Below are 20306 nucleotides of genomic sequence, written 5' to 3' on the forward strand. Positions count from 1 at the left end.
ATGCACGTCCTCGTGGTGCACAACCGCTACTCCTCGGCACAGCCGAGCGGCGAGAACCGGGTCGTCGACGAGGAGGTGGCACTGCTGCGCGCGGCCGGCCACCGGGCCGAGGTGTTCGAGCGGCGCAGCGACGACATCGCCGGCCGGTCCCTGCCCGGCAAGGTCGCGGTGCCGCTGCTCGTGCCGTGGAACCCGGCGGTGCGCCGGGAGCTCACCGCCAGGCTCCGCGCCGAGCGGCCGGACGTGGTGCACGTCCACAACGTCTTCCCGCTCCTGTCGCCCGCGGTCCTCGCCGCCTGCGCCGACGCCGGCGTGCCCGTCGTCGCCACGCTGCACAACTACACCCAGGTCTGCCCGCCCGGCACGCTGCAACGGAACGGCCGGCTGTGCACCGAGTGCGTCGGCCCGGCGGTGCCGCTGCCCGCCGTCCGGCACGGCTGCTACCGGGACTCCCGTCTCGCGACGGTGCCGCTCGCGGTGAGCCTGGCGGTCAACCGGCGGCGGTGGTGGTCCGGCGTGGAGCGGTTCCTGTGCATCTCCGAGGCGCAGCGCGACGTGCTGGTGCGGTCCGGCCTGCCGGCCGGGCTGCTCACGGTGAAGCACAACTTCGTACCCGATCCCGGCGCCTGCCGGGAGGGTGACGGGGAGCACCTGCTCTTCCTCGGCCGGCTGGCGGAGGCCAAGGGGGTGGGGCTGCTCATGGCCGCGTGGGACGAGATCGCGGCGGACGGCGGTGTGGGCGTGCCGCTCGTGCTCGCCGGCGCGGGGCCGCTGGAGCGGGAGGTGACCGCGTGGGCGGCGGGCCGGGACGACGTGCGCTACGCCGGTCTGCTCGAACCGGCCCGGGTACGGCAGGCCGTCGCGCGGTCGGTCGCCGTGGTGGCCCCGTCGATGGCCATGGAGACGTTCGGCCTGGTGGTCGCTGAGGCCATGGCGGCGGGCGTGCCGGCCGTCGCCGCCGGTCACGGCGCCTTCGTCGAACTCGTCGAGGACGGGGTGACCGGGCTGCTGCACCGGCCGGGTGACCCCGCCTCGCTCGCGGACCGGATCCGCCGCATCGCGACCCTGCCGGAGCTGGGCCGGGAGATGGGCCAGGCGGCCCGGCGCCGCTACGAGAAGGGCTTCAGCCCGGCCGTCGGGCTGGAGCGCCTGGAAGAGGAGTACCGCGCCGCGATCGCGGGGCGGGCGCAATCGAGGGGGGACGGAACCAATGGGGGGCACTAGATGACACGATGCCGACTCTGCGGCTCGGCGGCGCTGGTGAGCGTCGTCGACCTGGGGGCGACGCCGCCGTGCGAGAGCTTTCTCGCGGCGGACCGACTGGACCAGCCGGAGCCGACGTACCCGCTGCACCTGCGGGTCTGCACCGACTGCTGGCTCGCGCAGATCCCGCCGCTGATCACGCCGGAGGAGACGTTCGAGGAGTACGCGTACTTCTCGTCGTACTCGACGTCCTGGGTGGAGCACGCGCGCACGTTCGTCGCCGACGCCGTGCGGCGGGTGGGTCTCGGCCCGGACGCCTTCGTGGTCGAGGTCGCGAGCAACGACGGCTACCTGCTGAAGCACGTGGTGGACCGGGGGATCCGCTGCCTCGGCATCGAGCCGTCGGTCAACGTCGGCGCCGCGGCCCGGGACGCGGGTGTGCCCACGCTCACGGAGTTCCTGAGCCCGGACACCGGCGCGGCGGTCCGTGCCGGGCACGGCCCGGCGGACCTGGTCGTGGCCAACAACGTGTACGCGCACATACCCGACGTCGTCGGGTTCACCCGGGGACTGCGCGCCCTGGTCGCCGACGACGGCTGGGTCTCCATCGAGGTGCAGCACCTGCTGACCCTGATCGAGGAGAACCAGTACGACACGATCTACCACGAGCACTTCCAGTACTACACGGTCGCCGCCGCGATCCGGGCGCTGGCCAGTGGCGGACTCGCGCTGGTGGACGTCGAGCTGCTGCCCACGCACGGCGGTTCCATCCGGCTGTGGGCCCGGCCGGCCGAGGTCGCCGGCGAGCCGTCCCGGCGGGTGGCCGACGTGCTGGACCGGGAGAAGGCCGCCGGGCTCCAGGAGCTGTCCGGGTACGCCGAGTTCTCCACGCGGGTGGCCAAGGTGCGCCGGGACCTGCTGAAGTTCCTCGTCGAGGCGGCCGAGCGCGGCGAGACGGTGGTCGGCTACGGCGCCCCGGGCAAGGGCAACACCCTGCTCAACCACTGCGGCATCCGCCCGGACCTGCTCGCGTACACGGTCGACCGCAACCCCTACAAGCACGGCAGGTTCACCCCGGGCACCCGCATCCCGATCCTGCCGCCCGAGAAGATCGCCGCGGACAAGCCGGACTACGTGCTGGTCCTGCCGTGGAACCTGCGGGCCGAACTGGTCGAGCAGCTGTCCTACGTGCACGACTGGGGCGGCCGGCTGGTCTTCCCCATCCCGGAACTGAGCATGGTCGAGGCCGCGTCGCGAGAGGTCACAGCATGAAGGTCGTTCTGTTCTGCGGCGGTTACGGGATGCGGATGCGCAGCGGTGCCGCGGACGACGTGCCCAAGCCGATGGCGATGGTCGGTCCCCGGCCGCTGATCTGGCACGTCATGCGCTACTACGCGCACTTCGGCCACACGGAGTTCATCCTGTGCCTCGGGTACGGGGCCCACCACATCAAGGACTTCTTCCTCAACTACGAGGAGACGACGTCCAACGACTTCGTGCTGCGGGGCGGGCGGACCGAGCTGCTGTCCACCGACATCTCGGACTGGACGATCACGTTCGCGCAGACCGGCATCGAGTCGCCGATCGGGGAGCGGCTGCGCCGGGTGCGGCACCACCTGGACGGCGACGAGATGTTCCTCGCCAACTACGCCGACGTGCTCACCGACGCCCCGCTGCCGGAGATGATCGAGAACTTCGCCCGGCGCGACGCCGGTGCGTCGATGATGGTGGTGCCGCCGCAGTCGTCGTTCCACTGCGTGGAGCTGGGCGAGGACGGCCTGGTGGGGGGCATCACCGCGGTGAGCGAACTGCCGCTGTGGGAGAACGGCGGTTACTTCGTGCTCCGCCAGGAGGTCTTCGACCACATCCCCGAGGACGGGGACCTGGTCGCCGACGGGTGCGCCCAGCTGGCCAAGCGCGGACGGCTGGTGGCGCACCGGCACCGCGGCTTCTGGAAGCCGACCGACACCGTCAAGGAGCGGGCCGCGCTCGACGCCTCCTACGCCCGGGGCGAGCGTCCGTGGGCCGTGTGGGAGCGGGACGGCGCGGGGGTGACCGCGTGATCCGGCTGGGGGCGGGACGCCTGGAGCGGATCGTCGCGGTGGGCGCGCACTGCGACGACATCGCCATCGGCGCCGGCGGCACGCTGCTGACGCTGTGCCACGCGCGGCCGGGTGTCCGTGTCGACGCGCTGGTGCTCTCCGGCGGTGGCGGCGAGCGCGAGCAGGAGGAGCGGGCCGCGCTCGCCGCCTTCTGCCCGGGCGCCGACCTGCGGCTGACCGTGCACAAGCTGCCGGACGGCCGGCTTCCCGCGCACTGGGAGGAGGCCAAGTCCGCCGTGGAGGAGCTGCGCGAGCGGACCGACCCGGACCTGGTCCTCGCCCCGCGCACCGACGACGCGCACCAGGACCACCGCGGCCTGGCCCGGCTGGTACCCACCGCGTTCCGCGACCACCTGGTCCTCGGCTACGAGATCGTCAAGTGGGACGGCGATCTCGGCCGGCCGTCCGCCTACCAGCCGCTGTCACCGGAGACCGCCGAACGAAAGGTGCGGCTGCTGCAGGAGCACTACCCCTCGCAGCGGCACCGGCCCTGGTACGACCGGGAGGCCTTCCTCGGCCTGGCCCGGATCCGCGGCATCGAATGCCACGAGCGCTACGCCGAGGCGTTCGCCGTCACCAAACTCACGCTCGACCTGGGGGAATGAACCTTGCGCGTACTGCTCACCGGGCACCAGGGCTACCTGGGCACCGTCATGGCGCCGGTCCTGACGGCCGCCGGGCACGAGGTCGTCGGCCTCGACTCCGGCCTGTTCGCCGACTGCGTCCTGGGCCCCGCGCCCGCCGACCCGCCGGGGCACCGGGTGGACCTGCGCGACGTCACGGCCGACCACCTGGCCGGGATGGACGCGGTGATCCACCTGGCCGCGCTCTCCAACGACCCGCTGGGATCGCTGGCACCGGAGCTCACCTACGACATCAACCACCACGCGTCCGTGCGGCTGGCCCGGCTGGCCCGCGACGCCGGGGTGCGGCGCTTCCTGTACGCGTCGACCTGCTCCGTCTACGGCGCCGCCGGCGGCGACGACCTGGTGGCCGAGGACGCCCCGCTGCGCCCGGTGACGCCGTACGCGGAGTCCAAGGTGCGGGTGGAGGACGACCTGCGCTCCCTGGCCGACGGCGACTTCACCCCGGTGTACATGCGCAACGCCACCGCCTTCGGCTACTCGCCCCGGCTGCGCGCCGACATCGTGCTCAACAACCTGGTGGGCCACGCCCTGCTGTCCGGTGAGGTCCTCGTGCTCTCCGACGGCACCCCCTGGCGCCCGCTGGTGCACGCCGCCGACATCGCGCGGGCCTTCTCGGCCGCGCTGAGCGCGCCGCGGGAGGCGGTGCACGACCGGGCGTTCAACATCGGCAGCGAGACCAACAACGTCACCGTCGCCGAGATCGCCGGGCAGGTCGCCGAGGCGGTGTCCGGGGCGAAGGTGGTGATCACCGGGGAGACCGGTGCCGATCCGCGGTCGTACCGGGTGGACTTCTCCCGTTTCCGCGCCGCGGTGCCCGGCTTCGACTGCGAGTGGACGGTGAAGCGGGGCGCGCTCGAACTCGCCGACGCCTACAGGTCGTTCGGCCTCACCCGGGAGGACTTCGAGCAGCGCTTCACCCGCCTCGCCGTGCTGCGCGCGGCGTCCGCGTCCGGCGCCGTCGACGACACCCTGCGGTGGCGCCCGTGACCGGGCCCGGCGAGGAGATGTACGCGCTGGTGGAGCGGATGTACCCGCTGTGCCGGAGCATCACCGGCGACGGTGTGCGCGCCACCTTGGACATCGTCGGGGAGTACATCCCGCTCCAGCGGCACGAGGTGCCGACCGGCACGCAGGTGCTCGACTGGACCGTGCCGCAGGAGTGGAACATCCGCGACGCGTACATCGCCGACGCCGCCGGGAACCGGGTCGTCGACTTCGCCGCGTCCAGCCTGCACGTGCTCGGCTACAGCGTGCCGGTGTCGGCGACGATGCCGCTGGCCGAACTGCGCGGACACCTGCACACCCTGCCGGAGCACCCGGCCTGGGTGCCGTACCGCACCAGTTACTACAAGCCGGACTGGGGGTTCTGCCTGGCCCAGGAGACCCTGGACGCGATGGAGGACGGCGACTACGAGGTCCGCATCGACTCCACCCTCGCCGACGGCCACCTCAGCTACGCCGAGCACGTGGTCCCCGGGCAGGTCCCCGACGAGGTGCTCGTCTCCTGCCACGTCTGCCACCCGTCGCTGGCCAACGACAACCTGGCCGGCATCGCGGTGGCGACGTTCCTGGCCCGGGCGCTGGCCCGGCAGACGCCGTACCACACCTACCGGTTCGTCTTCGCGCCCGGCACCATCGGGGCGATCACCTGGCTGGCCCGCAACGCGGAGCGGGTGGACCGGGTCAGGCACGGGCTGGTGCTGGCCTGTGCCGGCGACCCGGGCCAACTGACGTACAAGCAGAGCAGGCGCGGCGACGCGGAGATCGACCGGGTGATGCGGCACGTCCTGGCCGCCTCCGAACGCCCGCACACCGTCACCGAGTTCACGCCCTACGGCTACGACGAGCGGCAGTACTGCTCGCCCGGCTTCGACCTCGGGGTGGGCTCGCTCACCCGCACGCCGTACGCGGGCTACCCCGAGTACCACACCTCGGCGGACGACCTGGACTTCGTCTCCCCGGAGGCGATGGCCGACACGCTCGCCGTCTGCCGCGAGGCGTTCGCCGTCCTCGACCGCGACCGGCGGTACGTCAACCTCAGCCCCTACGGCGAACCGCAGCTGGGCCGGCGGGGACTGTACGACGCGCTCGGCGGCCGCAGCGACACCCAGCAGGCCCAGATGGCCATGCTCTGGGTGCTCAGCCTCTCCGACGGCGAGCACAGCCTGCTGGACGTCACCGAGCGGTCCGGGCTGCCGTTCGACACCGTCGCCGCCGCGGCCGACGCCCTGCACGGCGCCGGGCTGATCAAGGCATGACGCCGATGACCACCGAGGGGGAGAATCCGCAGCCGACGGCGCCACCGGCGGCCCGGGCCGCGCACGCCCGGCGCTCCGCCCGGCGGGCCGTCGCCGGCCGGCTGTCCTGGGGGCTCGCCGACCAGGCGGCCTCCAGCATCAGCAACTTCGCGGTGGGCATCTACGTGGCCCGCTCGCTGGGGGTGACCGCGTTCGGCGTGTTCAGCCTCGCCTGGGTGACCTACGGCGTGGTGCTCAACGTCTCCCGCGGCCTTGCCACCGACCCCCTCGTGGTGCGCTTCAGCGGTGTGCCCGAGGCGTCCTGGCGCGCGGGGGTGGCCCGGTCCTCGGGTACCGCGCTCGGCGTGGGCGCCGCCATCGGCACGGTGTGCCTGGTGGCCGGGCTCGGTCTCGGCGGCCGGGTGGGGCCCGCGTTCGCCTGCCTCGGCGTCGTGCTGCCGGGGCTGCTGCTGCAGGATGCCTGGCGGTTCTCGTTCTTCGCCGCCGGTGCCGGGCGGAAGGCCTTCGTCAACGACCTCGTGTGGTGCGTGGCGCTCGTCCCGGCCATGGTCCTGGCGGCCCGCGTCGGCAGCGTGGCCGCGTTCGTCCTCGCCTGGGGGGCCTCCGCCGCGGTGGCCGCCGGGTACGGCTGCCTGCAGTCGGGGATCCGGCCCGAGGCGGGCGGAGCACGCGCGTGGCTGCGCGAGCACCGTGACCTCGGCTCCCGTTACCTGGTCGAGAACGTCAGCCTCAGCGGCGCGAGCCAGCTGCGGGCGTACGGGCTCGGCGCGATCGTCGGCGTCGGCGCGGTGGGCGCGGTGCGGGGCGCCGAGCTCCTGATGGGCCCCTTCCTCGCCGTGCTGATGGGACTGTCGCTGGTGACCGTCCCGGAGGCGGCACGGGTGCTGCGGCAGGCCCCGCACCGCCTCGGCCCGTTCTGCCTGCTGCTGGGCGGCGGGCAGGCCGCCGCCGCGCTGCTGTGGGGCGGGTCGCTGCTGCCGCTGCCGGAACGGCTCGGCGACCTCGTGCTGGGCGGCGTCTGGCACTCCGCCTCGCAGCTCATCGTGCCGATCACCCTCAGCGTCGCCGGCGCGGGCCTCGGCACCGGCGCCGCGGCCGGGCTGCGCGCGCTCGGCGCGGCCCGGCGCAGCCTGCGCTCCCAGTTGTTCGCGTCCGCCTGCTACGTCGGCGGCGGGCTCGGCGGGGCGGCCGTCGCGGGCACGGTCGGCTCGGCCTGGGGCGTCGCCGCCGCGACCGTCAGCGGCTCGGCCGTGTGGTGGCTGCAGCTGCGGTCCGCCCTGCGCGAGCGGCACCACCACTCCGTTCCCGAAGTGAGGACCACATGACCGACCGACCCAGGCTGAGCATCGGCCTGCCCGTCTACAACGGCGAGGAGTACCTGGCCGAGTCGCTCGACGCCCTGCTCGGCCAGACCTACGAGGACTTCGAGCTGGTCATCTCCGACAACGCCTCGACCGACGGGACCGAGGACGTCTGCCGCGCGTACGCCGCGAAGGACTCCCGCATCCGTTACCTCCGCCTGCCCCGGAACATCGGCGCGACCCCGAACCACAACCTCGTGTTCGCCGAGTGCCGCGGCGAGCTGTTCAAGTGGGCCTCGCACGACGACCTGTACGGCCGGGACCTGCTGCGGCGCTGCGTCGAGGCGCTGGACGAGCGGCCGCACGTGATCCTCGCGCACGCCGACCAGGCGGTCATCGACGCCGACGGCCGGGTGAAGGTCCCGTACGAGTACACGCTCGCCACGGCCTCCCCGCACGCGCCGGAGCGCTTCCGCAGCATGCTGTTCGAGCCCGGCGGCGACGACTTCTACGGGGTGATCCGGGCCGACGTGCTGCGCCGGGTGAGACCCATGGACAGCTACCACCACGCGGACCGCACGTTCGTCGCCGAGATCGGCCTGCACGGGCCCTTCCACCAGGTGCCGGAGCTGCTGTACTTCCGCCGCGACCACCCCACCCGCGCCGAGCGGGCGAACCCGTCCAAGCGTGCCCGGTGCGTCAACCTGGACCCGCGCCGGGCCGGCCCGCTGCACCCGACGCCCCGGCTGCTCGCCGAGTACGTCTGGGGCTTCGTCTCGGCGATCCGGCGGGCGCCGCTGTCCCCCGCCGACCGGCGTGCCTGCTACCGCCACCTGGCCGCGTGGATGACCAGCCGGGCCCGGCCGGGCGCCGGCGAACGGGTCGAGGACCGCGCCCCGGTCGACCCGGCCGGGCTCACCGTCTCGGTCGACGCCCTCGTCGCCGGCCGTGAGGGGCGGCGGGCATGAGGACCGCGCCACGCGTCGGGGTGTTCGGCCTGCTCGGCTCCGGCAACCTCGGCAACGACGGGTCGCTGGAGGCCGTGCTCGGCTACCTGCGCGCCGAGCACCCGCGGGCGGTCGTGGACGCGCTGTGCGGCGGCCCCGAGGCGGTCACGGCCCGGTTCGGCATCCCCGCGACGCGGCTGCACTGGTACCGCGGGGAGTACCGGACCGCGTCGCGCGCGGGCGCGATCGTGTCCAAGGGCCTGGGCAAACTCGTCGACGCCTTCCGCACCGCCGCCTGGGTGCGCCGGCACGACGTGGTGATCGTGCCGGGCATGGGCGTGCTGGAGGCCACGCTGCCGCTGCGGCCGTGGGGCTTCCCGTACGCGCTGTTCCTGCTCTGCGCGAGCGGCCGGCTGCTGGGCACGCCGGTCGCGCTGGTCAGCGTCGGCGCCGCGACGATCGGCGACCGGCCGACCCGGGCCCTGGTGCGCTGGTCGGCACGGCTGGCCGCGTACCGGTCGTACCGGGACGCCCAGTCCCGTGACGCGATGCGGGCGATGGGCGTGGACACCTCACGCGACGAGGTCTACCCGGACCTCGCGTTCGCCCTGCCGGCACCGGGACCCCACGCGCCCTCGGACCCGCCGGGCCCGGTCTGCGTCGGGGTCATGGACTTCCACGGCGGCAACGACGACCGGGCCCGGGCCGGGGAGATCCACCGGCGCTACCTGGAGGGGACGATCCGGTTCGTCCGCGCGCTGGCCGAGGAGGGCCGGGCGGTCCGGCTGCTCACCGGCGACGCGTGCGACGCGCCGGTGGTCGCCGCGATCCTCGACGCGGTGGACTCACCGCTGGTCACCGCCGCCGAGACGGCCTCTCTGGCCGACCTGATGAAGGAGACGGCGGCCGCCGAGACCGTGGTGGCGATCCGGTATCACAACCTGATCTGCGCGCTGCGGACCGGGACGCCGACGCTCGCCGTCACCTACGCGGCGAAGAGCGAGGCGCTCATGGAGCGGATGGGCCTCGACACGTACTGCCACCCGGCGCGCGCGCTCGACGCCGACCGGCTGCTCGCACGGTTCCGGGAGCTGGAGGGGCGATCGGCCGAGCTGCGGCGCGTCCTCGCCGAGCGGAACCAGGCCGCCGCCCGCCGGCTCGACCACCAGTTCACCGCCTTGACCACGGCCCTGTTCCCGGCGGCCGGCCGTGCCCACTCCCCCGCCCGGCAGGAGGCCTCATGAAGGCGACCGAAGTCCCCCAGATCGACGGCGCGTACCTGTTCGAGCCGACGCCGTACGCCGACGAGCGCGGATTCTTCTGCCGCACCTTCGACGCCGACGTGGTCCGCTCGGTGGGTCTCGACCCGGACGCCTTCGTCCAGGACAGCCTGTCCCGCTCGGTCCGGGGCGTGCTCCGCGGCCTGCACCTGCGCTCCGGCGCCGGTGAGGCCAAGCTGGTGCGGTGCTCGTACGGCAGGATCTTCGACGTCGTCGTGGACCTGCGGCCCGCCTCGCCGACCTACCTGGGCCGGGCCTTCTTCGAGCTGTCCGGCGACACACAGGCGAGCCTGTACGTCCCGGCGGGGTGCGCGCACGGCTTCCAGGCGCTCACCGACACCGCCGACACCTCGTACCGGATCGACCGCTCGCACGACCCGGCCGAGGACGTCACGATCGCCTTCGACGATCCCGACCTCGCCGTCCCGTGGCCGCTGCCGGTCACGTCGATGTCCCAGCGCGACCGGGAGGCGCCGAGCCTCGCCGAGGTCCTGAAGCACATGGAAGGGTGAAGCCGGCTTGGACACCGAAGAGTTCCGCCTGCCCCGCTCGCGGGCCCTGAACGAACGGCTGCACGCCCTGGTACCGGGGGGCGCGCACACGTATGCCAAGGGTGACGACCAGTACCCCGAGGACCTGGCCCCGGTCATCAGCCACGGCCGCGGCGCCCACGTGTGGGACGTCGACGGCAACCGCTACGTCGAGTACGGCTCCGGCCTGCGGTCGGTCAGCCTCGGCCACGCCCACCCGCGTGTGACGGAGGCGGTACGGCGGGAACTCGACCGCGGCGCCAATTTCGTGAGGCCGTCCGTCGTCGAGGTCGAGGCAGCGGAACGCTTCCTGGCCACGGTGCCGACCGCGGAGATGGTGAAGTTCGCGAAGAACGGCTCCGACGTCACCACCGCCGCGGTGCGCCTCGCCCGCGCCGTCACCGGGCGCCCACGGGTGGCCCTCTGCGCCGACCATCCGTTCTTCTCCGTCGACGACTGGTTCATCGGCACCACACCGATGTCCGCCGGCATCCCGGAGTCGACCACCGAGCTGACCGTGGCGTTCCCCTACGGCGACCTGGCCGCCACGGAGGAGCTGCTCACCCGGTACGAGGGCGAGGTCGCCTGCCTGATCCTCGAACCCGCCACCCACACCGAGCCGCCGCCCGGCTACCTCGCCGGCCTGCGCGAGCTGGCCGACCGGCACGGCTGTGTCCTGGTATTCGACGAGATGATCACCGGCCTGCGCTGGTCCGAGGCGGGCGCCCAGGGCCTGTACGGCGTCGTCCCCGACCTGTCCACGTTCGGCAAGGCGCTGGGCAACGGCTGCGCCGTCTCGGCGCTGGCCGGGCGCCGGGAGCTGATGGAACGGGGCGGACTGCGGCACTCCGGCGACCGGGTGTTCCTGCTGTCCACCACGCACGGCGCAGAGACGCACTCCCTGGCCGCGGCGATGGCCGTGCTCGCCACCTACGTCGAGGAGGGCGTCACCGCACGGCTGCACGCGCTCGGCGAGCGGCTGGCCGCCGGGGTCCGCGAGGCCGCGGCCGCCATGGGCGTCGGCGGCCACGTCGTCGTCCGGGGCCGGGCCAGCAACCTGGTCTTCGCCACCCTCGACGAGAAGGGGCAGCCGTCGCAGCGGTACCGCACCCTCTTCCTGCGCCGGCTCCTCATGGGCGGGGTGCTGGCCCCGTCGTTCGTGGTGAGCAGCGCGCTCAGCGAGGCCGACATCGACCACACCGTCGACGTGGTGGCCCAGGCGTGCGCGGTGTACCGGAAGGCACTGGACGCCGGTGACCCCACTCCCTGGCTGGGCGGACGACCGGTGAAGCCCGTGTTCCGGCGACTGGCCTGACGTAGCGTCAGTTCTTCCCGCGCCGGCCGGCACCGGGCAGCCGGCCGGCCGTCCGGTCGACCAGCCACGCGGTCGCGGGTGTCACCGCCAGCCCGGTGCACCAGCCGCCCAGGGCGTCGGTCGGGTAGTGCGCGCTCAGGGCGACCTCCGCCCAGCCCATGGCGGCGCCGGCCCCCAGCGCCGCGGCGAGCACGGGTGACGCGCCGGCCGTCCTGCCGGGGCCGGGACGGCCGGCCGCGAGCAGCGCCAGCGCGTAGGCGAGCGCGGTGGCGAAGGCGGTGTGCCCGCTGGGGTAGGACAGGTTGCCGTCGCCGTGGATGGTACGTCCCACCACGTGCTTGAGCAGGGTCGCCGTCCCCACGGCCGCACCGACGACGGCGACGACGAGCACCGCGCCCCGGGGACGCCGGAGCAGCAGGCAGCCGGTCACGGCGGCCACGACGAGCAGCACCGCTCCCAGGGGCTCCCCCAGCCAGTCCAGGGCCAGGGCGACGTACCGCCACGGCGGCCGCACGCTGTCCGCCGTCGGCGGGATGATCCACCTGTCCACCGTGCCGGACTCGCCGTGGCCGGAGTACAGCACCCCGAGCACGGCGACCACCAGCGCGGCGAGGACCGCGACCGGTCCGAGCCGCACGCGCAGCGACGGGGGCAGCACCTCGGGCGCGCCCCGGCCCGGGCCGGGGTGCGCGTGACCGCGCACACCGGCCTCCGGCTTCTGCTGCTGCGAACTCCCCACCGACGAGCCCCCCGTCGTGTCCGGCCCGGCCCGCGCGGGAGCCATCAGCCACCCTAGCCAACAGCGCGGCCGGGAGGCACGGGATCCCGTTCGCCGGAAAGCGACGGGAGTGGGGCACGCCCCACTCCCGCCGGACTCAGGAGTTGCCGAAGGCGTCCCGCAGTCGCATCTCGTTGAAGCCGTTGCCGTCGTAGTCGTCGGAGTACGTCAGCGCGAGCCGGCCGTTCGCGGCGAGGGTCACGGCCGGGCCGCCCTGGCCGCCGCCGGTCACCACGTTCATCCGGTAGGCGGGGAGCCTGCCGGTCGTCGTGCCGTCCGCGTTGAAGCCCCGGGCCCACACGTCGTCCTTGCCCGCGTACAGGGTTCCGCCGATGTTGACGTCGAACGCCTCCTTCCACGCGACCACGAAGCTGCCGTTGTCGGCGACGGCCACGTCGGCGACGTCCTGGTCGGAGATCGGCCGCTGGTCGTCGACGTAGGGGCCGCTGCCGGTGCCGTCCTCGGTGGTCCGCTGCTCGGCCGCCGCGGCACCGCCGGCCGCGGAGAAGACGCGGTGGTAGATCCGCTGCGGCCGCACCGGCGTGCCGGTGCCGGTGGTGTACTCGTCCGTCCACGCCACGACGAACCGGCCGTCGCCCGCCGACGCCACCGCGGGAACGGTCTGCTGGCCGTCGGTGAGGGAGTTGGCCACCTTGCGGGCCACGGCGAAGCCGCCCGAGGTGTTCAGCTTGGCGAGCCCGATGTTGAGGCCGCCGTTGCCGTCCGCGTCCTCCTCCCAGACGATCACGGTGTTCCCGGCGTCGTCGATCGCCGCGTCGGGGCGCCGGTTCGAACCCGCCGCACCCGAGTTGATCGTGCTGACCTGGACGTCCTGGTAGCGCAGCGCACCGGTACCGGACCAGCTGCTCGCGTAGACCTGGTTGAGCGTGGAGCCGTCGGCGGTGCTCTCCCAGGCGACCGTGTAGGAGCCGTCGCCGGCCACCGCGACCGTCGGCCGCAGCTGGTCCCCGCTGCCGGAGGCGTGCGGGCGCGGCAGGGAGGTCACCGTTCCGTCGGGGGCCACCTTGACCACGGCGATGTCGGCGTACTTGTTGCCGTCGTCGTCCTTGGCCCACGCGACGACCGCGTTGCCCTGGTCGTCCACGCCGACGTCGGGCTTCTGGTGCGACCAGGTCGTGCTGCCGGAGGTGCCGCTGTTGCTCAGCAGCTTCTCGTTCCACAGCGCGACGCCGTCCTTGTACATGCGGATGTACACGTCGGTGCCCAGCTCGGTGTCCGAGGCGTCGTGCCGGTCGCCCTGCTCGTACACCACGGCGGTGTAGACGGACGAGGTGCCGCCGGAGGCGATGGCGCTGTAGTGCTGGTCGCCGTCGGTCTGCACGTTGACCCGTGAGTAGTGCTGGGACGTCGAGCCGTACTTCGAGGCGTCGATGTCAACGGCACCGGACCGCACCTTGTTGAAGTTGGCGACGTAGGCCTGGTAGACCGCCGGGTCGTCGATGCGCAGCAGCGTCTCGTCGTTCGTCTTCAGCGAGCCCGCGGTCCAGTTGTGGGAGCCCGTGTACACGTGCTGGACCTTGGTGCCGTCGGCCTTCGTCCACTCCGTCAGCAGGTACTTGGAGTGGGTGGTGCCGTGGTTGCAGGAGGCGGTCGCCGAGGACTTGTAGCGGCACCCGCCGGGACGGTTGCCGTAGGCCGCGATGTCGAGGGCGGTCAGGTCGTTGACGCCGTCGTTGCCACCGCCGTTGCTGAGGTCGCGGACGTTCGCGTCGACGCTGCACCCCTGGGACCGCTTCGCCTTCAGGGCGTCGTAGACGGCCGGGCGGGTGGTCCGCTGGTCGAGCTCGGCCGCCGAGATCCTGATCTTGCCGTCGATCGAGCAGTCGACCTTGTCGATGAACGAGGCGAGGATGTCGGCGTTGCCGTAGTGGCCGGCGTCCGAGGCGGTGTCGCGGGGGAAGAAGAACGCCTCGACGGGCGAGTTCGGGTCGCCGGTGGTGTAGTCGTACGTGGTGTGCGAGCTGTCGCCGGCGTGCTTGATCTGGTCGTTGAAGTGCGCGCGGTAGCGGGAGGCGAGGGCCGCGTTGCCGGACACGACGACCGCGTTGTTGATCTCGCCGTCCTGACCGCCCGCGAGGTTCTGCGAGCTCTGCCAGACGACGTTCGTGCGTCCGTCGGTGAGCGCGTCGAACACGATGTACTTGTCGTGGTCGATGGCGTTCGTGTCGCCCGAGCCGTTGCCCAGGCAGCCGCGGGAGCACCAGGTGAGGCTGGAGTTGCCCGTCAGGGTCAGACCGTCCAGGTTGCTGCTGGCGCGGTTCGCCGACTCCGAGATGATGCGCAGCGTGACACCGCGGCTCTGGGCGGCGGCGAGCCTCGCCTGGAGGTCCGAGCTGTTGAACCAGTACATGCCCATGTACAGCGTCGAGTTGGGCGCCGCGAGATCGATGAGACTGCCGACCGACGTGTTGATCGAGGAGTCGTACGTCGTGGGCGTCGGGTAGTTGAACACCGCGGTGTAGTTGCCGGAGACGACGGTCTCCGCCTGAGCGGTGGCCGGGGCGAGCAGTGCCGCACCGAGCGCGAGGGGGACGGCGAGTGCCGCGAGGCGCGCTGTCTGTCTGCCCATCTGTTTCCTCTGGTTCCGCGTGAGTTGGGGGACGAGCCATCCTAAGGCGCGCCTGATCACGTTCATGACAGTCGGACGGCCGGCGGTGTCCGCACCGCGATCGGCGCAGGGCGTTCGGCGCCGGATGGCGCGATCTGGTCAGTCGAACGCCCGGGCGTCCGACGGCGTTTGCCTGCACCGGATCGTGCGGGAACAATGTCGCGGCCAGGCCGACGGCTTCGGCAGCCGCCTCTTCGCGACCGAAATGGTTATGCATGACCAATCAGCTGATGGCCCGCCTGCCCCGACTGCTGCACCAGGTCGCGTTCCGCAGGTTCTGGACGGCGCAGACCATCTCCTTCCTCGGGGACCAGGTGTCCACGATCGCGCTCCCGCTCACCGCGGTGCTCGCGCTGAACGCCTCCGCCGCGGGCATGGGCTTCCTCGGGGCCCTGGTCTCCCTGCCGAACCTGCTGTTCGCGCTGCACGTGGGCGGCTTCGTGGACCGCCGGGGCGGGCTCAGGCGCACGATGATCCTCTGCGACCTGGGACGGGCGGCCGTGCTGCTCACCGTGCCCGTCGCCTACGCGCTGGACGCGCTGACGCTCCCCCACCTGTGGGTGGTCGCCTTCGTGACGGGCACGCTCGCCATGCTGTTCAACGTCTCCAGCAACAGCCTGTTCGCCGCCCTCGTGGACCGCGAGGACTACGTGCAGGGCACCTCGCTGTCCCGCGGCAGCTTCTCCTTCTCCTGGGTGGTGGGCCCCAGCGTCGGCGGTGTGCTCGTGCAGATCGTGTCGGCACCCGGGGCGCTCGTCGCCGACGTGCTGTCCTTCCTCGGATCCGCGTTCCTGCTGCGGTCGGTGTCCCCGCAGGAGCCGGCTCCCGAGAAGCAGAAGTCCTCCTCGCACATCAGGGACGGGCTGCGGTTCGTCTCCCGGACCCCGGTCCTGCGGGCCAGGTTCGTCGGCGGCGGCCTGCTCAACCTCTTCTACACGGTCTACTTCACGCTCTTCCTGCTGTTCATCGCACGCGAACTCAAGCTGACGTCCGGAATGATCGGTGTGGCCCTCGGCCTCGGTGCCGTCGGCGCGCTGCTGGGTTCCTTCGTCACCGGCTGGTTCACCCGGCGCCTCGGCATCGGGCCGACGTTCCTGCTCGGCTCGGTGGTCTTCCCCGGGGCGCTGGCCCTGGTGCCGTTCGCGACGCCGGACAAGTGGGTGGCGTTCGGCCTGGTGGTCATGGCCGAGTTTTTCTCCGGCATGGGCCTGATGCTCTGCGACATCGCCGGCTCCTCGATCCAGCAGGCCCTGACACCGGACCGCATGCGGTCCCGGGTGCAGGGCGCCTACCTGGGGCTCATCAACGGGGTGCGGACCGTCGGCGCGCTGGCCGCCGGTGGTCTGGGCACGTGGCTGGGTCTGCGGACCGCGCTCTGGCTGGCCGTCGTCGGCGGCGTGCTGAGCTGCCTGCCGCTGGTGTTCGCCCCGGTGCCGGGCATGCGCACGCTGCCGGACCAGGCGGAGTGAGCGGCCGCACGCCGGTCGGGCCCGGCGCCGCCTGGTGCGGTGCGGGGTCCCTCGACCGCTGGTGAAGGTGGCGGCCGGCCCCATCGGCGTGGAGCCGGCCGCCGGCTGGGTGCGTGGGCCGGTTCAGCGCTGCAGGGTCAGCACGCCCGGTCGCCACGGCAGCTGGTCGTACGGGCCGCCCGCGGTCGGGGACTTGCCCTGGTAGAGGAACTGCAGGTTGCAGGGGTCGACGGTCATCGTCTGGTCGGGGTTGTTGCGGACCAGGTCACCGTGGCTGATGTCGTTGGTCCAGCCGGCACCGCTGTTGGCCTTGCCCGCGAAGGGGTTGCTCTCGCTGGCGGCCTGCGGGGTCCACGAACCGCTCAGGCTGGAGGCGGTGAAGGAGCGGAAGTAGCGCCCGTTCGCGCCCATCGCCTCGACGATCATCAGGTACTGGTTCTTGCCCTGCACCTTGTAGACCTGCGGCGCCTCGAAGAGGTTGGCCTTCGTGTCGCTCATCACCGTCGTGTAGGACGAGCCGAAGTTGCCCGGGAAGTTCCCGATGGGCATGCTCGCCCGGTAGATCTTGCCGTTGTCACCGGCGAAGAACAGGTACATGTTCTGGCCGTCGGCGATCAGGGTCTGGTCGATCGGGCCGGTGTCGGAGCCGGAGATGCTCCCGGTGAACAGCGGTTGCGGAGCGGACCAGCCGTTGGGGTTGGTGGGGTCGCTCGACGTGCGGTAGATGAAGGGCCAGGCACCCCACTGGTACGCCAGCACCCAGATGTTCTTGGGCGCGAAGTAGAACAGCGTGGGCGCCACCGCGGCCTGGCTCATGCCGGTCTGGCCGGTCGACGCCATGTCCGACCAGTTCGTGAACGGCTGGAACATCATCGAGCCGTACGACGACCCCGAGACGTTCGACGCGTAGACCAGGTGCTTGCCGTTGTAGGTGACGGTGGTGAAGTCCTTCACCGCGGTCCACCCGTTCGCCGGCTGCGCCAGCGCACCCGTCGACGTCCACCGGTACGTCGACGGAAGCGAGCACGTGCCGTCCGGCGGGGTGGTCCCGGACAGGCCGGTCCACTTCTGGTTGCTGCCGCCGTTGCACGTCCAGATCTGCACCGCCGTGCCGTTGGCCGTGCCCGCGCCCGCGGCCTCCAGGCACAGCCCGGACTCCACACCGACGACCGTGCCGTCGGAGTTCACCCGCCACTGCTGGTTCGCACCGCCGGAACAGGTCCAGATCTGCACCCGGGTACCGGCCGCGGTGGCGTGGCCCGGAACGTCCAGGCACTTGTTGCCGTACACGGTGAGCTCGTTGCCGTCCGTCAGCGTCCACTGCTGGTTGGTCCCGCCCCAGCAGTCGTACAACTGCGGATACGTGCCGTCGGTCTGGCTGGCGCCCGGCACGTCGAGGCACCGGCCGGAACCAACACCCCGCAGGGCGCCGCTGGAAGCCGCCTGGGCCGGGCCGGCGACGAGCATCGCCGCCAGCGCGGCCAGAGCCGTGGCCACGGCGGCGAGCACCGCGGACGGGTGCCTGCGGCTGAAACTTCCTCTGTGCATGGAGTACTTCCTCACCCTTGGGTAGCCGGAGCGTCGGTATGACAGGCGCATGACATGCATGTGCCTGGACTTTCCCTGCACGCGCGATCGAGCAAATCACGGTGTTCGCTATATCGAACATGTGTCGAAGCTTCGAGCAACCCGAATGATAGAGAAGTGACGAACGGCGTCAACACTTCGCGCATGGTTCGCCGCAAAGGCCGAAATGCTTCGCTCTCCTCAGCGCCGGTCAGCGGACGCAGGCCCGTCGCGGCCGCCCTCTCCTGCAAGCTCGTGAGGTCACGGCTCGCCTGGAATAGGGCAGTTGAGGGCCCGGCATTCGATCCTTCGGCGTCGAAAGTTTCGTACAGCGATCGTAAATTTTTTCTGTGACGAGTATTGACGATCCCCGGTCGCCACCTCAATCATCCCTGTCTGAGACACCGGCCAGATCAGCGCACCACAGCACCCGCGCCACCCCGTTTCGTTCCGGTGAGGTTCGCACCTGCGCATCCCGGCTCCTCGCGCAGTCGGCGAGGTATACGACGCCGTGCGACGGCCCCCGGCTGAGCCGCAAGGGAGTACCCGTGCCTGTGTCGCGACGCCGCCGCCCGCCCCCGTACGTCACCCGACGGCCGCCCGGGTGCGGCAGCCGAACGGGAGCGGACGGCGCGATCCCCCCGCTTCAGTCCATCCGTGATTTCTACCTCGGAGGCACACTCATGGGCTCGTACGCCCTTCCCAGACCCCTTCTCCGCCGGAAGATCCATGGCCTGCTGCTGGCCCTGGTCGTCGGCGTCCTCGGTGCGGCCACCGCACTGGTCGCGCCACCGGCCGCACACGCCGCCGAGAGCACGCTCGGCGCCGCGGCGGCGCAGAGCGGCCGCTACTTCGGCACCGCCATCGCCTCGGGCAGGCTGGGCGACTCGGCCTACACGACCATCGCGAACCGCGAGTTCAACATGGTGACGCCCGAGAACGAGATGAAGATCGACGCCACCGAGCCGCAGCGGGGCCAGTTCAACTTCACCAACGGTGACCGCGTCTACAACTGGGCCGTGCAGAACGGCAAGAAGGTGCGCGGTCACACCCTGGCCTGGCACTCCCAGCAGCCCGGCTGGATGCAGAGCCTCAGCGGCAGCACGCTGCGCCAGGCGATGATCGACCACATCAACGGCGTGATGGCCCACTACAAGGGCAAGATCGCCCAGTGGGACGTCGTGAACGAGGCCTTCTCGGACGACGGTTCGGGCGGGCGCCGGGACTCCAACCTGCAGCGCACCGGCAACGACTGGATCGAGGTCGCCTTCCGCACCGCGCGCGCCGCCGACCCGTCGGCCAAGCTCTGCTACAACGACTACAACATCGAGAACTGGACCTGGGCGAAGACCCAGGGCGTGTACAACATGGTCCGCGACTTCAAGCAGCGCGGCGTGCCGATCGACTGCGTCGGCTTCCAGTCGCACTTCAACAGCGGCAGCCCGTACAACAGCAACTTCCGCACCACGCTGCAGAACTTCGCCGCCCTCGGCGTCGACGTGGCCATCACCGAGCTCGACATCCAGGGCGCGTCGTCCTCGACCTACGCCGCCGTGACCAACGACTGCCTGGCCGTCTCGCGCTGCCTGGGCATCACCGTCTGGGGCGTGCGCGACAGCGACTCCTGGCGGTCGGGTGACACGCCGCTGCTGTTCAACGGCGACGGCAGCAAGAAGCCCGCCTACACCTCGGTCCTCAACGCGCTGAACGGCGGCACCACCACGCCTCCTCCCACCGGAGGCGGAACCCAGATCAAGGGCGTCGGCTCGGGCCGCTGCGTGGACGTGCCCAACGCCGCCACCGCCGACGGCACGCAGGTCCAGCTCTACGACTGCAACGGCGCCGCCAACCAGCAGTGGACGCTCAGCGACGCCGGTGAGCTCAAGGTCTACGGCAACAAGTGCCTGGACGCCGGCGGCACGGGCAACGGCACCCGGGTGCAGATCTACAGCTGCTGGGGCGGCGACAACCAGAAATGGCGCCTCAACTCCGACGGCTCCATCGTCGGCGTCCAGTCCGGACTCTGCCTCGACGCCGTCGGGGGCGGCACCGCCAACGGCACCCTGATCCAGCTCTACTCCTGCTCGAACGGCAGCAACCAGCACTGGACCCGCACCTGACGGGGCCGCCTCACACGGGAGGGTGAAGCGGTCACGCCCCACGGCGCGGCTTCTCCCGCCCGCTCCGGCCGCACATCGTCGCCGGTCCCGGGTCGCCGCCCTCGTGGCGGCGACCCACGCGCCACCTCGCCGTCGTCATACTGCGCGGCACGGCCGCGGAG

General features: G+C 72.1%; 16 protein-coding genes. 13 read left to right on the forward strand and 3 right to left on the reverse strand.

Annotated features, from left to right (window positions below; genetic code table 11):
* Genes AB0946_RS20590 through AB0946_RS20640 form a run of 11 tightly spaced genes read left to right on the forward strand, consistent with a single transcriptional unit; the run spans position 1 to position 11583 of the window.
* Positions 1-1224 (forward strand): glycosyltransferase, encoded by a 1224-nt coding sequence (locus AB0946_RS20590; RefSeq protein ID WP_366762058.1) that lies wholly within the window; start codon positions 1-3, stop codon positions 1222-1224.
* The gene (locus tag AB0946_RS20595) at positions 1225-2475 is read left to right on the forward strand and encodes a class I SAM-dependent methyltransferase (RefSeq protein WP_366762059.1); all 1251 of its coding nucleotides are present in this window, start codon (positions 1225-1227) and stop codon (positions 2473-2475) included. It abuts the gene before it with no gap.
* Positions 2472-3266 (forward strand): glucose-1-phosphate cytidylyltransferase, encoded by a 795-nt coding sequence (locus tag AB0946_RS20600; protein ID WP_366762060.1) that lies wholly within the window; start codon positions 2472-2474, stop codon positions 3264-3266. The genes AB0946_RS20595 and AB0946_RS20600 overlap by 4 nt, the downstream gene beginning before the upstream one ends.
* Positions 3263-3910, forward strand: coding sequence for a PIG-L deacetylase family protein (locus AB0946_RS20605; RefSeq protein WP_366762061.1), 648 nt, complete (start codon positions 3263-3265; stop codon positions 3908-3910). Before AB0946_RS20600 ends, AB0946_RS20605 begins: the two co-directional genes overlap by 4 nt.
* A 3-nt stretch (positions 3911-3913) precedes the next feature.
* The gene (locus tag AB0946_RS20610; RefSeq protein WP_366762062.1) at positions 3914-4939 is read left to right on the forward strand and encodes an SDR family oxidoreductase; all 1026 of its coding nucleotides are present in this window, start codon (positions 3914-3916) and stop codon (positions 4937-4939) included.
* On the forward strand, positions 4927-6210 hold the full coding sequence (locus AB0946_RS20615) for a DUF4910 domain-containing protein (protein WP_366762063.1): 1284 nt from the start codon (positions 4927-4929) through the stop codon (positions 6208-6210). The genes AB0946_RS20610 and AB0946_RS20615 overlap by 13 nt, the downstream gene beginning before the upstream one ends.
* Entirely contained in the window at positions 6207-7535 is a 1329-nt protein-coding gene (locus AB0946_RS20620; protein WP_366762064.1) for a hypothetical protein, read from the forward strand. Before AB0946_RS20615 ends, AB0946_RS20620 begins: the two co-directional genes overlap by 4 nt.
* Positions 7532-8479: a glycosyltransferase family 2 protein gene (locus AB0946_RS20625; RefSeq protein WP_366762065.1), complete on the forward strand. Its 948-nt coding sequence runs from the start codon at positions 7532-7534 to the stop codon at positions 8477-8479. Before AB0946_RS20620 ends, AB0946_RS20625 begins: the two co-directional genes overlap by 4 nt.
* Positions 8476-9702: a polysaccharide pyruvyl transferase family protein gene (locus AB0946_RS20630; protein ID WP_366762066.1), complete on the forward strand. Its 1227-nt coding sequence runs from the start codon at positions 8476-8478 to the stop codon at positions 9700-9702. The genes AB0946_RS20625 and AB0946_RS20630 overlap by 4 nt, the downstream gene beginning before the upstream one ends.
* Positions 9699-10250: a dTDP-4-dehydrorhamnose 3,5-epimerase family protein gene (locus AB0946_RS20635; protein WP_366762067.1), complete on the forward strand. Its 552-nt coding sequence runs from the start codon at positions 9699-9701 to the stop codon at positions 10248-10250. Before AB0946_RS20630 ends, AB0946_RS20635 begins: the two co-directional genes overlap by 4 nt.
* Before the next feature lie 7 nt (positions 10251-10257).
* Positions 10258-11583, forward strand: a complete 1326-nt coding sequence (locus tag AB0946_RS20640; protein ID WP_366762068.1) for a glutamate-1-semialdehyde 2,1-aminomutase — start codon at positions 10258-10260, stop codon at positions 11581-11583.
* 7 nt (positions 11584-11590) lie between these two features.
* Here the strand turns inward: AB0946_RS20640 and AB0946_RS20645 are convergent, their stop codons facing one another.
* Together AB0946_RS20645 and AB0946_RS20650 are read right to left on the reverse strand one after the other, a co-directional pair.
* Positions 11591-12286 carry a phosphatase PAP2 family protein gene (locus AB0946_RS20645; protein ID WP_366762081.1) on the reverse strand — a complete coding sequence of 232 codons (696 nt, stop codon included), beginning with the start codon at positions 12284-12286 and terminating at the stop codon, positions 11591-11593.
* A 172-nt stretch (positions 12287-12458) separates the two neighbouring features.
* Positions 12459-14951: a phospholipase D-like domain-containing protein gene (locus AB0946_RS20650; protein WP_366762069.1), complete on the reverse strand. Its 2493-nt coding sequence runs from the start codon at positions 14949-14951 to the stop codon at positions 12459-12461.
* A gap of 254 nt (positions 14952-15205) precedes the next feature.
* On the opposite strand from AB0946_RS20650, the gene AB0946_RS20655 reads away from it, so the two are divergent.
* Positions 15206-16459, forward strand: a complete 1254-nt coding sequence (locus AB0946_RS20655) for an MFS transporter (protein ID WP_366762070.1) — start codon at positions 15206-15208, stop codon at positions 16457-16459.
* Between the two features lie 123 nt (positions 16460-16582).
* Here AB0946_RS20655 and AB0946_RS20660 read toward each other — a convergent pair whose 3' ends face one another.
* Positions 16583-18007, reverse strand: coding sequence for a non-reducing end alpha-L-arabinofuranosidase family hydrolase (locus tag AB0946_RS20660; protein WP_366762071.1), 1425 nt, complete (start codon positions 18005-18007; stop codon positions 16583-16585).
* A 701-nt stretch (positions 18008-18708) separates the two neighbouring features.
* Here AB0946_RS20660 and AB0946_RS20665 point away from each other — a divergent pair.
* Positions 18709-20145, forward strand: a complete 1437-nt coding sequence (locus AB0946_RS20665) for an endo-1,4-beta-xylanase (protein ID WP_366762072.1) — start codon at positions 18709-18711, stop codon at positions 20143-20145.
* Positions 20146-20306: the final 161 nt, after the last annotated feature.

The sequence above is a fragment of the Streptomyces sp. NPDC046870 genome (assembly GCF_040704595.1).
Lineage (GTDB): Bacteria > Actinomycetota > Actinomycetes > Streptomycetales > Streptomycetaceae > Streptomyces > Streptomyces argyrophylli.